Origin of the sequence: Bradyrhizobium sp. (assembly GCF_035484855.1) — a bacterium.
Lineage (GTDB): Bacteria > Pseudomonadota > Alphaproteobacteria > Rhizobiales > Xanthobacteraceae > Bradyrhizobium.
Window position 1 is genome coordinate 1 of the sequence record NZ_DATHOP010000131.1, and the last position, 11977, is coordinate 11977.

12 protein-coding genes and 1 pseudogene are annotated in these 11977 nt (G+C 63.5%); 6 read left to right on the top strand and 7 right to left on the bottom strand.

The annotated features are described in order from the left end of the window. The 3 genes from VK804_RS14775 to VK804_RS14780 form a co-directional block, all read left to right on the top strand. On the top strand, positions 1-1037 hold a 1037-nt coding region (locus VK804_RS14775; protein ID WP_325371565.1), incomplete at its 5' end, for a potassium/proton antiporter. A gap of 1015 nt (positions 1038-2052) precedes the next feature. Continuing rightward, positions 2053-2196 carry a transposase gene (locus tag VK804_RS33005; protein ID WP_414642786.1) on the top strand — a complete coding sequence of 48 codons (144 nt, stop codon included), beginning with the start codon at positions 2053-2055 and terminating at the stop codon, positions 2194-2196. Between the two features lie 111 nt (positions 2197-2307). Next, positions 2308-2994 carry a hypothetical protein gene (locus tag VK804_RS14780; protein WP_325371566.1) on the top strand — a complete coding sequence of 229 codons (687 nt, stop codon included), beginning with the start codon at positions 2308-2310 and terminating at the stop codon, positions 2992-2994. Between the two features lie 125 nt (positions 2995-3119). On the opposite strand, the gene modC is transcribed toward VK804_RS14780, so the two are convergent. The 6 genes from modC to mepA all read right to left on the bottom strand — a co-directional run bounded on the left by modC (position 3120) and on the right by mepA (position 7299). After that, a complete protein-coding gene (gene modC, locus VK804_RS14785) occupies positions 3120-3794 on the bottom strand; it encodes a molybdenum ABC transporter ATP-binding protein (protein ID WP_325371567.1) in 675 nt (224 codons plus the stop codon). Positions 3795-3796: 2 nt separating this feature from the next. After that, a complete protein-coding gene (gene modB / locus VK804_RS14790; protein WP_325371568.1) occupies positions 3797-4492 on the bottom strand; it encodes a molybdate ABC transporter permease subunit in 696 nt (231 codons plus the stop codon). 6 nt (positions 4493-4498) lie between these two features. Next, a complete protein-coding gene (gene modA, locus VK804_RS14795) occupies positions 4499-5284 on the bottom strand; it encodes a molybdate ABC transporter substrate-binding protein (protein ID WP_325371569.1) in 786 nt (261 codons plus the stop codon). Positions 5285-5463: 179 nt separating this feature from the next. Further along, positions 5464-5970 (bottom strand): hypothetical protein, encoded by a 507-nt coding sequence (locus VK804_RS14800; RefSeq protein WP_325371570.1) that lies wholly within the window; start codon positions 5968-5970, stop codon positions 5464-5466. Positions 5971-5972: 2 nt separating this feature from the next. Next, entirely contained in the window at positions 5973-6182 is a 210-nt protein-coding gene (locus VK804_RS14805) for a TOBE domain-containing protein (RefSeq protein WP_325371571.1), read from the bottom strand. Between the two features lie 169 nt (positions 6183-6351). After that, entirely contained in the window at positions 6352-7299 is a 948-nt protein-coding gene (gene mepA / locus VK804_RS14810) for a penicillin-insensitive murein endopeptidase (RefSeq protein WP_325371572.1), read from the bottom strand. Positions 7300-7527: 228 nt separating this feature from the next. Between mepA and VK804_RS14815 the strand changes: the two genes are divergently transcribed. The 3 genes from VK804_RS14815 to VK804_RS14825 all read left to right on the top strand — a co-directional run bounded on the left by VK804_RS14815 (position 7528) and on the right by VK804_RS14825 (position 11531). Then, a complete protein-coding gene (locus tag VK804_RS14815) occupies positions 7528-7965 on the top strand; it encodes a L,D-transpeptidase (RefSeq protein WP_325371573.1) in 438 nt (145 codons plus the stop codon). Positions 7966-8308: 343 nt separating this feature from the next. Continuing rightward, a complete protein-coding gene (locus tag VK804_RS14820; protein WP_325371574.1) occupies positions 8309-10543 on the top strand; it encodes a putative bifunctional diguanylate cyclase/phosphodiesterase in 2235 nt (744 codons plus the stop codon). A 238-nt stretch (positions 10544-10781) separates the two neighbouring features. After that, on the top strand, positions 10782-11531 hold the full coding sequence (locus tag VK804_RS14825) for an RDD family protein (RefSeq protein ID WP_325371575.1): 750 nt from the start codon (positions 10782-10784) through the stop codon (positions 11529-11531). Positions 11532-11552: 21 nt separating this feature from the next. Here the strand turns inward: VK804_RS14825 and VK804_RS14830 are convergent. Then, a pseudogene (locus VK804_RS14830) lies at positions 11553-11977 on the bottom strand (acyl-CoA dehydrogenase); the annotation flags it as partial.

Here is an 11977-nt window from a genome sequence, read left to right on the forward strand (position 1 = left end):
TCGCCGGGATCATCATCGGCAACCGGCCGACCCGTGCGCACAATGCGCTGGTGACGTTTCTGGATGCCGCGACATGGCTCGCCCAGATCGTAATGTTCGTGCTCCTCGGGCTGCTGGCTTCGCCGCAGCGGCTGGTGGTGAGCATCGGGCCTGCTGTTATCATCGCGCTGGTTCTGATGCTGGTCGCCCGCCCGGTCGCGGTGTTTCTGTGTCTTGCGCCGTTCCGCTTCAACTGGCGAGAGAAGATCTTCATCGCCTGGACCGGCTTGCGCGGCGCGGTCGCGATCTTCCTGGCCTCGATCCCGATGCTGGTGGGCCTGTCGAAGGCCTATCTCTATTTCGACGTCGCCTTCGTCGTCGTCATCATCTCGCTCCTGTTGCAGGGCTGGACGCTGGCGGCGGCGGCACGGCGGCTGCATGTCGCGCTGCCGCGCGCCGATCGCGGGCCGCGCCGCGTCGAGCTCGACCTGCCCGGGCAGCTCGAGCAGCAACTGGTAGGCTATCCGGTGCGGCCGAAAAGCCTGTATTTCCGGCGCGGCCTGATTCCGTCCTGGTCGAAGCCGACGCTGGTGATCCGCAACCAGCACATCCTCTCGCCGGCGGAAGCCGATCCGGTAAAGCCCGGCGATTACCTCTATCTGCTGGCGCCGCCGGAAAAGGCCGAGGCGCTCGATCGCTTCTTCGTCGACATGGCGCCGAGCACCGCGCCCGACCCGCATCTGCTCGGCGATTTTACCGTCTCCGGAGAGCACACGCTCGGCGAACTCGCCGAGATCTACGGGGTGAAGATCGATGCCGAGCAGGCCAACCTGACTCTGGCTGATTATTTCGACATTCATCTCGACCATGCGCCGAAGGAAGGCGCGACCTTGCAGCTCGATCCCATCGTGCTGGTGGCGCGCAGCATCTCCGGCGGCAGGGTCAATGTCGTCGGCCTGCGGCTGCCGGAAGACGAAGAAGAGGCGGCGCCGCTGACGGGCATGGCGCGGCTCAAGCGCAGGCTGGCGGAGCTATGGTCGTCGGTGGCCGGGATTTAGACTAGCGGTGGGACACCTGAATGCACAGGCGCGGCCTGGGGATCTCGCTCGCCGAGGTCTGTTGTGATATCACTCGAAGGTGGGGCATAAGGTCATGAGGCAACTCTTGAAGGCGATGGTCAGCTGCATCCGCCCGGGCTTGCTGATTCTCACGATCCTGTTGGCCGGACAGAATTCGGCTCATTGTCAGGCCGGATCGACCGGCGGCTCCGTCGGCAAGCAGAACAAGGAACTATCCGGGACCGCAACGCCGCCGGAAGCAGAAAGCCCCGCCGCCCGGAATCCGCGACCGCGCGCTGCCGGAAGCGACCGTTCGTTGCGTCCGGGGCTGATCACGGTTACGTCGGCCACGCTCGGATCGAACTGCGGCGCGCAGCGGGGCAATGTGACGTCGCAGGTGGCCGCCATTTGCAATGGACGCGATGTCTGCGAGCTTCCCGGTTCCAAGGTAAATCATCCCGATCCAGCCTATGGATGCGCCAAGGCGTTCGAAGCGCAATGGAGCTGCTCTGGAAACGGCGGTGCAAGATCAGCCGCGGTTGGCGGAGTCGCATTTGAAAGCAACGTGCTCACCTTGAAATGCAACTGATGAAAAACGGAGCCCGCACGCGCCGCTAACTGGCATGGCGCGGTTCAAGCGCAGGCTGGCGGAGCTATGGTCGCAGGTGGCGGGGATTTGATCGCGGTGCGTTGGCAGGCCCCAGGCCTAATGCATGATGAGATTTGGTTAGCTCGCGGGCCGATGGGGAGAGGTGAAGGCAACGCGACCGGCCGATTCAATCAAAACTCATCCCGCTTTAGGCCGGCATGCCCGGCAGCACCTTTACCCCGCCGAAGGCGGCGATACGCTCGCGCTTGAGCATCACGATCTGCGTCGCCAGGCACCGCAATTCCCTCGCGAAGCAGCTAACCGCTAAGCAGCTAAGCACTAAATGACTAACGGAAAGGAATTTCCCGGTTAAGCCAAGCATCAATATGTCGTCGGTGCCGTTCGCACTCAAACGAGTGAGGGTTTTTGGAGCATCTTCGAGCGCGGCACGTCGGCACATTCCACAACGTCAGCAAGAAATACCTGCATCTTTACGTTGCGGAGTTCCAATTCCGGTACAATAATCGCTTTAACGACGACATTTTCGGAACGGCGATTGAGGGATGCTAGCATTTTGGACCCCTGCAAAAATCCTAAATCACGGCTATGCCGAGCACGATAAACCCGACCAACAAGCCGGCGATAGAGCCTATGACGGCCAATTCAAAGGACGATAGGCGGATGCTGGGATTATCGCTCCATGGCTGGGAAAATTCGATGGTGGTGTTTCTCATCATCGCCGGATTTTTCGCGCTGCTCGCTGGCGCGGCGACATGGGCGGTCGTCAGGCTGCAAAGGATCGAATTGGCCGAAACACAAAAGCAACTAGATTCATACAAACTCTCTGTTGAAGCCAAGGTTGCTGACGCTAAGAAAGAAGGCATCGAAGCTGGGAAAATGGCGGGGAATGCATTGGTGCGCGCCGAAGAACTTAGAGCCGCAAACCTCGCGCTAGAGTCGCAAATCGCGCCACGGCGTATCAGTGAAGTCCAAATTAGATCGATAGGACTGGCGCTTTCTAGATTTGCGGGAAAAGCAGTTTCCGTCGTTACATATTCTCTTGATTCCGAGGCGGCGGTTTTGGCACAACAAATCATGGCCGCGCTGCGGCTCGCAAATATACAGGTCCAGGATCGTATCGCTTCAGTGATGCCAATGGGCGGATTTGCTTTGGGCATCCATATTTCTGGACCCGATGCAGCGCTCGTTAGCGCAATGGGCGGCGAACTCCAGATTAAGGGGGGACTAATTGTCGCCCCGCCAAATTCCCCCACGGGAGGCGGAGCTTCGATTGGCACCGGACCGCCTGTGGGGACAAAGGACCCCGACGCTTCTATTCTCGTCGGCGCCAAACCTATCACCAGATAAATGAGACAAGCCCCTGTCGAAGGCCGACATGGAATGACTTGCTACTTCCGTCGAGTCCGGGTGCATTGCCCTCAGGATGAGGTTCGGGACGATGCCGATATGATTCGAGCTTCGAAATCGTTGATCTAGACCGGCGTCCGCGGCAATACCTTCACTCCACCGAAGGCGGCGATGCGCCCGTGCCGGAGCATCACGATCTGCGTCGCCAGCTGGCGCAGCTCGGCTGCATCGTGGCTGACATAGACCATGGGAATCCGGGCCTCGTCACGCAGCCGCACCAGATAGGGCAGGATCTCCAGCTTCCGATCCTCGTCGAGCGAGCCCAGCGGCTCGTCCAGCAGCAGCAATCGCGGCTTTGACAACAGCGCGCGTCCGAACGCGACGCGCTGGCGCTCTCCGCCGGAGAGGTTTCCGGGACGCCGATCGAGCAACTCGCCGATATCGAGCAGGTCGATGACGCGCTTGCGCGCCGCGGGATCATCGGCCAACCGATTCATGCGCCTGCCGTAGTCGAGATTGCCGCGCACGTCGATATGCGGAAACAGCCGCGCGTCCTGGAACACATAACCGATGCGGCGGCGATGCGGCGGGACATGCAGGCCGGTTGACGTGTCGTCGAGCACGTCGCCGTCGATGGCGACGATGCCGCGATCGGGCGTGAGCAGGCCGGCGACGATGTTGATCAGCGAGGTCTTGCCGGCCCCCGATGCGCCGAATAGCCCGGTCACCCGTCCCTCGCTGGTGAAGGAGGCCTGCAGCGCGAATTCGCCGAGCTGCTTTGAGACGTCGACGCGCAGCATGGTCAATTCCCGTGCAGGCGCCGGGTGGCGCGCCGCGCGAACCACTCGGAAGCAATCAGCGCGGTGACCGCGATGACGACGGAAACCACCACCAGCCGCAGCGCCGCGCTGTCGCCGTCCGGCGTCTGGATCAGCGAATAGATCGCCGACGAAATGGTCTGGGTCTCGCCGGGAATGTTCGAGACGAAGGTGATGGTGGCGCCGAATTCGCCGATCGCCTTGGCAAAACCGAGCACCATGCCGGCCAGCACGCCCGGCAGCGCCAGCGGCAAGGTGACGGTCGCAAACACGCGGAAAGGCGCCGCACCCAGCGTACCCGCGGCCTGCTCCAGCCGTTGGTCCACGGCTTCGATCGAGAGCCGGATCGGCCGCACCAGCAGCGGAAACGACATCACGCCGCAGGCCAGCGCCGCGCCGGTCCAGCGAAACGCGAACACGATGCCGAGATGGTCGGCAAGCCAGGCGCCGACCAGGCCACGCCGGCCGAAGGTCAATAGCAAGAGATATCCGGTCACCACCGGTGGCAGCACCAGCGGCAGGTGGATCACCGCATCCAGCGCCGCCTTGCCCCAGAATTCGCGCCGCGCCAACAGCCACGCCAGCGCGATCCCGAGCGGCGTCGCCACCAGCGTCGCGACCGTGGCGACCCGCAGCGACAGCTCGATCGCCGTCCATTCCGCTGGTGAGAGGTCGAACACCCTGGCTCAGGAGGTCGGGCGGATCAGATAGGTGAATCCGTATTTTTCCAGCGTGGCCTTGGCCGCCGAGGAGCGCAGGAAATCGAGATAGGAGGCCGCTTCCGGCTTCGCGGTCGCAGTCGCCGCCACCGGATAGATGATCGGCGGGTGGGAATCGGCTGGGAAGGTGGCGACGATCTTGACGCCGGGCTCGACCTTGGCGTCGGTCGAATAGACGATCCCGAGTACGGCCTCGCCGCGCGCCACCAGCGTCAGCGCGGCGCGCACGCTCTCGGCCATCGCGAATTTCGGCTCGGCGGCCTGCCAGGCGCCGAGCTTTTCCAGCGCCGCCTTGGCGTATTTGCCGACCGGCACCGCCTTGACGTCGCCGGTGGCGATCTTGCCGTCGCCGGCGAGTTTGGCGAGATCGAAACCCTGTTCGATCGTCACATTGTCAATTTTGGAATCCTTCGGCGCGATCAGCACGATGCTGTTGCCGAGCAGATTGACCCGTGTCGATTCGTTGATGGTCTTCTTGCTGGTCGCATAATCCATCCAGTCGATGTCGGCGGACAGAAAAATATCCGCAGGCGCCCCCTGTTCGATCTGCCTGGCCAGCGTCGAACTCGCGGCATAGCTGGCTGCGACCTTGACGCCGGTCTTGGCGGTAAAGGCGGTGTCGATGTCGTCGAGCGCGTTCTTCATCGAAGCCGCGGCAAACACGGTGACGCTCTTGTCCTGCGCCAAGGCCGGCGACAGGGCCGATCCGCACAGGATCACAAGGGCGGCGAAACGTATGGCAAGGCGGTGCATCGTGGCGCTCCATGCCGGTTCGCGGACCGCGCTTTCAGCGCGCGCAAATCAGGCGTTGGTGAAATGTGGGATGCGACAGGTGGAAGCGCCGTTCCCCCGGTCCCGCGGACTTACGGTCCAACGGGATATCGCAGCAAAAACAATAACAGGCTGGGAGTTATCGTAAAGTGTCCCTTTGTCTATTCCGACGGCAGGATCGCGATCGAGATCGAATCCTCCTTCGTGCCGCTGATCTGCAGCAGCAGCGGACTTGCCGAAAGCTCGTATTTCATGGTCTTGCGGATACCCTCGCAATCGGTGGCGCCGCTGAAGCCCTTGGGTTTGAGGAAATGGCCGTCCTGCATCACATCGACCCAGCCGCCCGCCGACAGGCTGACGGTGTAGAGGCCGGCCTTTGGCGGATTCTTGAAGCTCGCAAAACCCGCAAACGTGCCTTCCTTCGGGGCACGTTCGGGCGGCGTGGGCAATTTGGCCTCGGCGGGTGGGCGCAAGGCGATGGTCATGCCGGTTGACGGCAGGACGGCGAGTTCGCCGCCCGACGTCAGCTTGACGCGATCCGGCGCGGTCAGCGCCGCGCGTTCGTGCTCGATGTTCCACTTGAACTTGTCGCATCCGCTCGGCTCCTCGGCCGCCCATGCCGGAGCAGCCCCGAGCAACGCCAACGCAACCAGCAGCGCCGCACGCATGGTCAATCCACCCCGATCATCACATCGGATGCCTTGATCACCACGGTCACGGCGCCTTTGGCCTTGATGCCCAATTCATCGACCGCCTCGTTGGTGATCGAAGACATCACGATCTTGCCGCCTCCGATATCGACAAGGACGTGCGACGTGGTCGCGCCCTTCTTGACCTCGACGACGGTACCCTTGATCTGGTTGCGTGCACTGATGCGCATGGCGGTCCTCACGATGTTGAAGCCGTGCGCGGCCGCGCCACGCACCGGCTGACAGATGGTGAAATAGAAGCCGGGACCGCCGTCCCCAAATGTCGTCGACCGCGCTTACGGCGCGATGACGACCGAGATTAGCGCATTCAAGGGGTGATTGAAATCGCCTTGCGCTTCGCTATTGCCTCGCATCCGGCGCGTTGAGTACCGCCTTGCAGGCGGCCGGCAATTGCGCCAGCGTGATGCCGTGGCTCGGCTTCGGCGGCTCCTTCGGCGGCTGCGGGTGGATGATCGAATCCTTGAACCAATAGGCGAGATCGGCGGGCTTGCAGCCTTCGCCGCCCGACTGCGGCGTCTGGCCCTTGCAGTCAGGGCTGCCGGGCGGGCAGGCCATGCGGATGTGGAAGTGATAGTCATGGCCCCACCACGGGCGGATTTTCTCCAGCCAGCTGCGGTCGCCCTTGGCCTCGCGGCACAGCGCCTTCTTGATCGCGGCGTTGACGAAGATGCGCTGCACGGAGGGCTCCTGCGCGGCGTCGCGCAGCACCATCAGATGGCCCGGCGTGAACACCTGCGGATCGATGTCGAGCCGGTCGGGGCGCACCATCATGACGGCGGATGTCTCCTCGCGCTCCTCGCGCGACAGCATGTGATCGGGCATCGGGGTCAGCCAGATGTCGGCGTCGAGCCCGATCTGGTGGCTGGCATGGCCCGAGAGCGCCGGACCGCCGCGCGGCTGTCCGATGTCGCCGACCAGTATTCCGGGCCAGCCGGCATCCTTGTGCGCCTTCACCGACAGCCGCTTCAACAACGCGATCAGGTCGGGATGCCCCCAATTGCGATTGCGCGACAGCCGCATCACCTGCCAGGTGTCGCCGTTGATCGGCATCTGCTCGGCGCCGGCGATGCAGCCCCTGGCATAGGAGCCGATCGATCGCGTCGGCATCGCCGCCGGCAACAGCTTGCGGGCGAACAGTTCCTTGGCGCCCAGCTTGGGATCGTTGGGATTGGCCAGCGGCGGCAGCGGCGTTGGATCGACGCTGCCCTTGTCCTGCGCCAGCGCGGCGGTGGCGCTTACGACGGTGGCGGCGATCAGGGCGAGGGCAATCGACAGGCGGGATTTCATCGAAACACTCTGTTGCGGCTCAAGCGTAGCACGGATTTGGCAGAGCGGGACAAGGCACGCCAGTCGCAATTGGTTGATATCGCGAACGCCCGTCGTGAGCGGCCAGTCGGCCGCAGGTTAAGATTAATCCGTGACGGCGCGTGACCACCGAGCGGCCCGGCCTTTACAACGCGCAGGCGAAAACGACATCATGCCGCCGGCAAAACCGGGCGAACAGGGCTGGGAATCATGAAACGACGGTCAGGCAAATGGCTCGCGGTTGCGGCCGCATCCGTGATCGCGGGATTGGCCGTGACACCGGCGCGCGCCGACGTGGTGGTGCAGATCGACAAGTCATCGCAGCGCATGGCGGTCAGCGTCGACGGGACGACGCGCTACAACTGGCCGGTATCGACCGGGCGCGACGGCTACGGTACCCCGAGCGGTACCTTCCATCCGCAATCGATGGTCAGGCGCTATTTCTCGCGCAAGTATTACAACGCACCGATGCCGCACGCGATCTTCTTCTATTATGGATTTGCCATTCACGGCACCAACGATATCTCGCGGCTCGGCGGTCCGGCTTCGCATGGCTGCGTCAGGCTGCATCCATCGAACGCGGCCACGCTGTTCTCACTGGTCGAGCACAGCGGGGCGCGCAATACCCGGATCGAGATTTCGAACTAGATGTGGACTTTCTTAACCGTTCAATAACCCTGTCGCGCATTGCCGTAAGTTCGGTGCGCAATTTCGAACATCTCCCGCACTCGGGCCGGGCTCCCGAATTGTTCACGAAGCGGGCAGGCTCTCGCGTTGAATATTCTGCAGCGCGGCCGGGCATATCTTGCCGATATGCCGGGAAGCGATTTTAGCCATGCTTCGCCAATGTGTTCGCCTGCTAAACGGGCAGCCGGGACGAAATTCTTCTTCCGGTTGAATCTGCCGGCCCGGCATCCCGGCGGCAAAGGACACCATTTTTTCAGACACTTATCGGAGAACGGTAGCCGCAGAATGCGAACGGGGCGTAGTAATGCCGAGAATCCGGCCCAGGAAGACCAAAAGGCTCAAGCATGCGGCGATCGCCCGCATCGCTGGCCGGCCGGCGAAGCCCAGTCCGAAGCTCCCGGCCTCCGGCTGCCGGCGCGTCTCGGCGGAGATCAGCGAGATCGTCCGCAAGCGCGCGGAGGCGGAAGCCGCGATCGCGGAGGCGCGGAAATCCCACGAGCGGCTGCGCGAGGCGATCGACATCCTGCCGCAGGGCATCGTGTTCCTCGATGCCGAGGGCCGCTACATTCTCTGGAACAAGAAGTATTCCGAAATCTACAGCCGCAGTTCCGACCTGTTCGAGCCGGGCGCGCGCCTGCAGGATACCATCCGCATCGGCGTCGAGCGTGGCGATTATCCGGAAGCGGTCGGCCGCGAAGACGAGTGGATCGCCGAGCGGCTGAATAGGCTCTATCAACCCGGTGAGCGCCATGAGCAGATCCTGGCCGACGGCCGCTGCATCCTGATCGAGGAGCGGCTCACCGAGGACGGCGGCATCATCGGCCTGCGCGTCGACATCACCGAGCTGAAGCAGCGCGAGGACTCGTTCCGCCTGCTGTTCGACTCCAATCCGGTTCCGATGATCGTCTGCGCGCTCGACGACGAGCGCATCCTCGGCGTCAACGACGCCGCGGTCGAGCATTACGGCTATAGCCGCGCCGAGTTCGAGAAGCTGACCATCCGCTCGGTCCAGGCCTTCGAAACCGAGTTGCCCTGGGCCGGCGACCGTTCCAGCGACGAACTGACGGCGCGGACCTGGAAACATGTACGTGCCGACGGCACGCTGATCGATCTGGCGATCTATTCGCGCCAGCTCGTCTACAACGACCAGCCCGCGGTGCTGCTGGCGCTGATGGACATCACCGAGCGCAAGCGCGCCGAGGCGCGGCTCGCCTTCATGGCCCAGCATGACGGCTTGACGGGTCTGCCGAACCGCAACCTGCTGCGCCAGCAGATGGACGAGATCCTGCTGCACAACAGGCGCAACGCCGAGAAGGTCGCGGTGCTGGTGCTGGGTCTCGACAACTTCAAGGCGGTCAACGACACGCTGGGCCACGGCATCGGCGACAAGCTCTTGCGCAGCGTCGCCAAACGGTTGCGCTCGATATTGCGCGAGGAAGATACCCTGGCGCGCCTCAACTCCGACGAATTCGCGATCGTCCACAGCGGGTTGGCGCGCCCCGAGGATGCGGTGTTCCTCGCCAAGCGGCTATTGGAGGCGATCGGCGATCCCTATTTGCTCGACGACCATTCCGTCGTCATCGGCGCCAGCATCGGGATCGCAATGTCGCCCGGTGATGGCGAGGAGTCCGAAAAGCTCCTGAAGAACGCCGACATGGCGCTGTCGCGCGCCAAGAACGAGCAGCGCGGCACCTTCTCCTTCTTCGAGGCGGGGATGGACGCCCGCGCCCAGAGCCGCCGCAAGATCGAGCTCGACCTGCGCGACGCGATCCAGGGCGACGTGCTGCGGCCGTATTACCAGCCGCTGATCGACCTTGCGACCGGCCGCATCACCGGTCTCGAGGCGCTGGTGCGCTGGCCGCATCCCGAACGCGGCATGATCTCGCCGGCGGAATTCATCCCCGTCGCCGAGGAAACCGGCCTGATCAACGGCCTCGGCGGCCTGATGCTGCGCCGCGCCTGCATGGACGCGGCGCTGTGGCCCGACGATGTCCGCGTCGCGGTCAACCTGTCGCCGGCGCAGTTCCGCACCGGCAATCTATTGTCGGTCGTGATGGATGCGCTGAAGCAATCCGGCCTGCCGGCCCGCCGCCTGGAGCTCGAAATCACCGAAACCCTGCTGCTGGAAAAGAGCAGCGAGGTGCTGGCCACGCTGCATGCGCTGCGCGCGCTCGGCGTGCGCATCTCGATGGACGATTTCGGCACCGGCTATTCCAGCCTGAGCTATCTGCGGAGCTTTCCCTTCGACAAGATCAAGATCGACCAGTCGTTCGTGCGCGACCTCGGCTCCAATCGCGACGCGCAGGCGATCGTGCGTTCGATCATCAGCCTCGGCATCGGCCTCGGCGTCATCATCACCGCCGAAGGCGTCGAGACCGAAGCCGAGCTGAGCTGCCTGCGCACGGAAGGTTGTCACGAAGGCCAGGGTTTTCTGTTCTCCCGCGCGCGGCCCAATGTCGAGATCGTCGGACTGTTGCTGGCGCAGTGCGGCGTGGATGCGGCCGCCGCCGACAGCGAGGACGCGGCGCTGGTCGCATAGGCCTCTAAAGCGGGTGAGTTTTGAATCGGTCTTCCGCGTGTTCGGTCCACCTCTCCGCAACGGGGAGAGCTGGATTTGCGTAGCAAATCGGGTGGGATCGATAGCGTAAAGCACGATCGGAAGCAGCGGAAGCGGATTTCCGAAAAGCGATTTGTCGCGGACGGCCTTGCGCGGCTTCGAATTCTTGTGAACCCTGACGATACTCCCGTCGACATATCTTGGAGATAGGTTGCCCCGCATGACTAACGAGCTGGATGTGTCCCCAAGGCCTGCGCCGCGATACGCGCGCTTCTCGCGCCGGCTTCGCGCCATGCTGATCGACTGGATCCTCGCCCTCATTGTCCTGTACGGCGCGTTGTTGCTGGCGACGGCTGCGAGCAACGACGACTTTTCCCGCGGGCTTGGAATCCTGGTGGTGGTCACGCTCGTGCTGTACGAGCCGATCCTGGTGTCGCGCATGGGCAGCACGCTGGGGCACTACTTCACCAATCTGCGCGTCGTGGACGACCGCGATGGCGGCAATATCGGCTTTGCAAGGGCCTTCGCACGCTCCATCATCAAAACGGTGCTGGGGCTGTACTCCTTCGTGATCCTGGCGGCCACCCGCCGCAATCAGGCCTTGCACGATCTCCTGACGCGATCGACCGTGCAGATTCGCGATCCGGCGAAAGCCTCAGTCGGTCAATTCATTGCCGAGCGCACCGAATTTGCCGCCGCCGGCATGCCGTCGCCGTGGCGGCGCATCGCCGTGACGTGCTTCTATCTGCTGCTGATAGGGATCGCTTATGTTGGGATCGTCGGAAGTATCGTCGGGCACGGGGCGATCTCCCATGCCTGCATCGACCGTAATTTCTGCTCCGGCGGCGAAAGAATCTTGAGCCTCATGTTTGGCGCGGGGCTGCTCGGAATCTGCGCGGTTTGCATCGCTATGGGGTGGCGAGGCCGACTTGTCGGCGCGCGCGGGTCCCTGGCAGGGGATTCCGGCTAGACCCCTGACACGATCTGGATCTCAGTCGCGCCCCAGCCCCCGGGAGACCGGACTGCCGGCCAGGATCGCCTTGCCGACGTCTTCGTAATGGGTGTCGCGGGCCTGGATCTGCTGGGCGATGGCGTGCATGTCGCGGAAGCGGCGCTCGAACTTGTTGGCACGAAACACCGCGGTGGCGCCCGCCATGTGATAGGCGGTGTCGACCACGGTGGCCGATTGATGAATGGTCCAGGTCGCGGCGATGCGCAGCGCGATGCGATGCGCATCGGTGATCGGGTCGCCGCGTTCCAGGTCGCGCCAGACCTCGTCCGCCGTTGCGTAGAGGTAGGCGCGCGCCGCGCGCAGGGTCGCTTCGGTGCGGCCGATCAGGCCCTGGACCGCGTTGTTCTCGCGCATCGCCGACAGTCCCTGCGGCAGCTTGGTGCGGGAGAGCTCGATCGCGGCAT

What these genes read in the sequence shown, in the direction of transcription:
- VK804_RS14800 (WP_325371570.1), bottom strand. Translation starts at nt 5,970, where the DNA reads ATGCGTGCGGCGCTGCTGGTTGCGTTGGCGTTGCTCGGGGCTGCTCCG.
- VK804_RS14825 (WP_325371575.1), top strand. Translation starts at nt 10,782, where the DNA reads ATGACTAACGAGCTGGATGTGTCCCCAAGGCCTGCGCCGCGATACGCG.
- modC (WP_325371567.1), bottom strand. Translation starts at nt 3,794, where the DNA reads ATGCTGCGCGTCGACGTCTCAAAGCAGCTCGGCGAATTCGCGCTGCAG.
- VK804_RS14780 (WP_325371566.1), top strand. Translation starts at nt 2,308, where the DNA reads ATGCTGGGATTATCGCTCCATGGCTGGGAAAATTCGATGGTGGTGTTT.
- VK804_RS14805 (WP_325371571.1), bottom strand. Translation starts at nt 6,182, where the DNA reads ATGCGCATCAGTGCACGCAACCAGATCAAGGGTACCGTCGTCGAGGTC.
- VK804_RS14815 (WP_325371573.1), top strand. Translation starts at nt 7,528, where the DNA reads ATGAAACGACGGTCAGGCAAATGGCTCGCGGTTGCGGCCGCATCCGTG.
- modA (WP_325371569.1), bottom strand. Translation starts at nt 5,284, where the DNA reads ATGCACCGCCTTGCCATACGTTTCGCCGCCCTTGTGATCCTGTGCGGA.
- VK804_RS14820 (WP_325371574.1), top strand. Translation starts at nt 8,309, where the DNA reads ATGCCGAGAATCCGGCCCAGGAAGACCAAAAGGCTCAAGCATGCGGCG.
- mepA (WP_325371572.1), bottom strand. Translation starts at nt 7,299, where the DNA reads ATGAAATCCCGCCTGTCGATTGCCCTCGCCCTGATCGCCGCCACCGTC.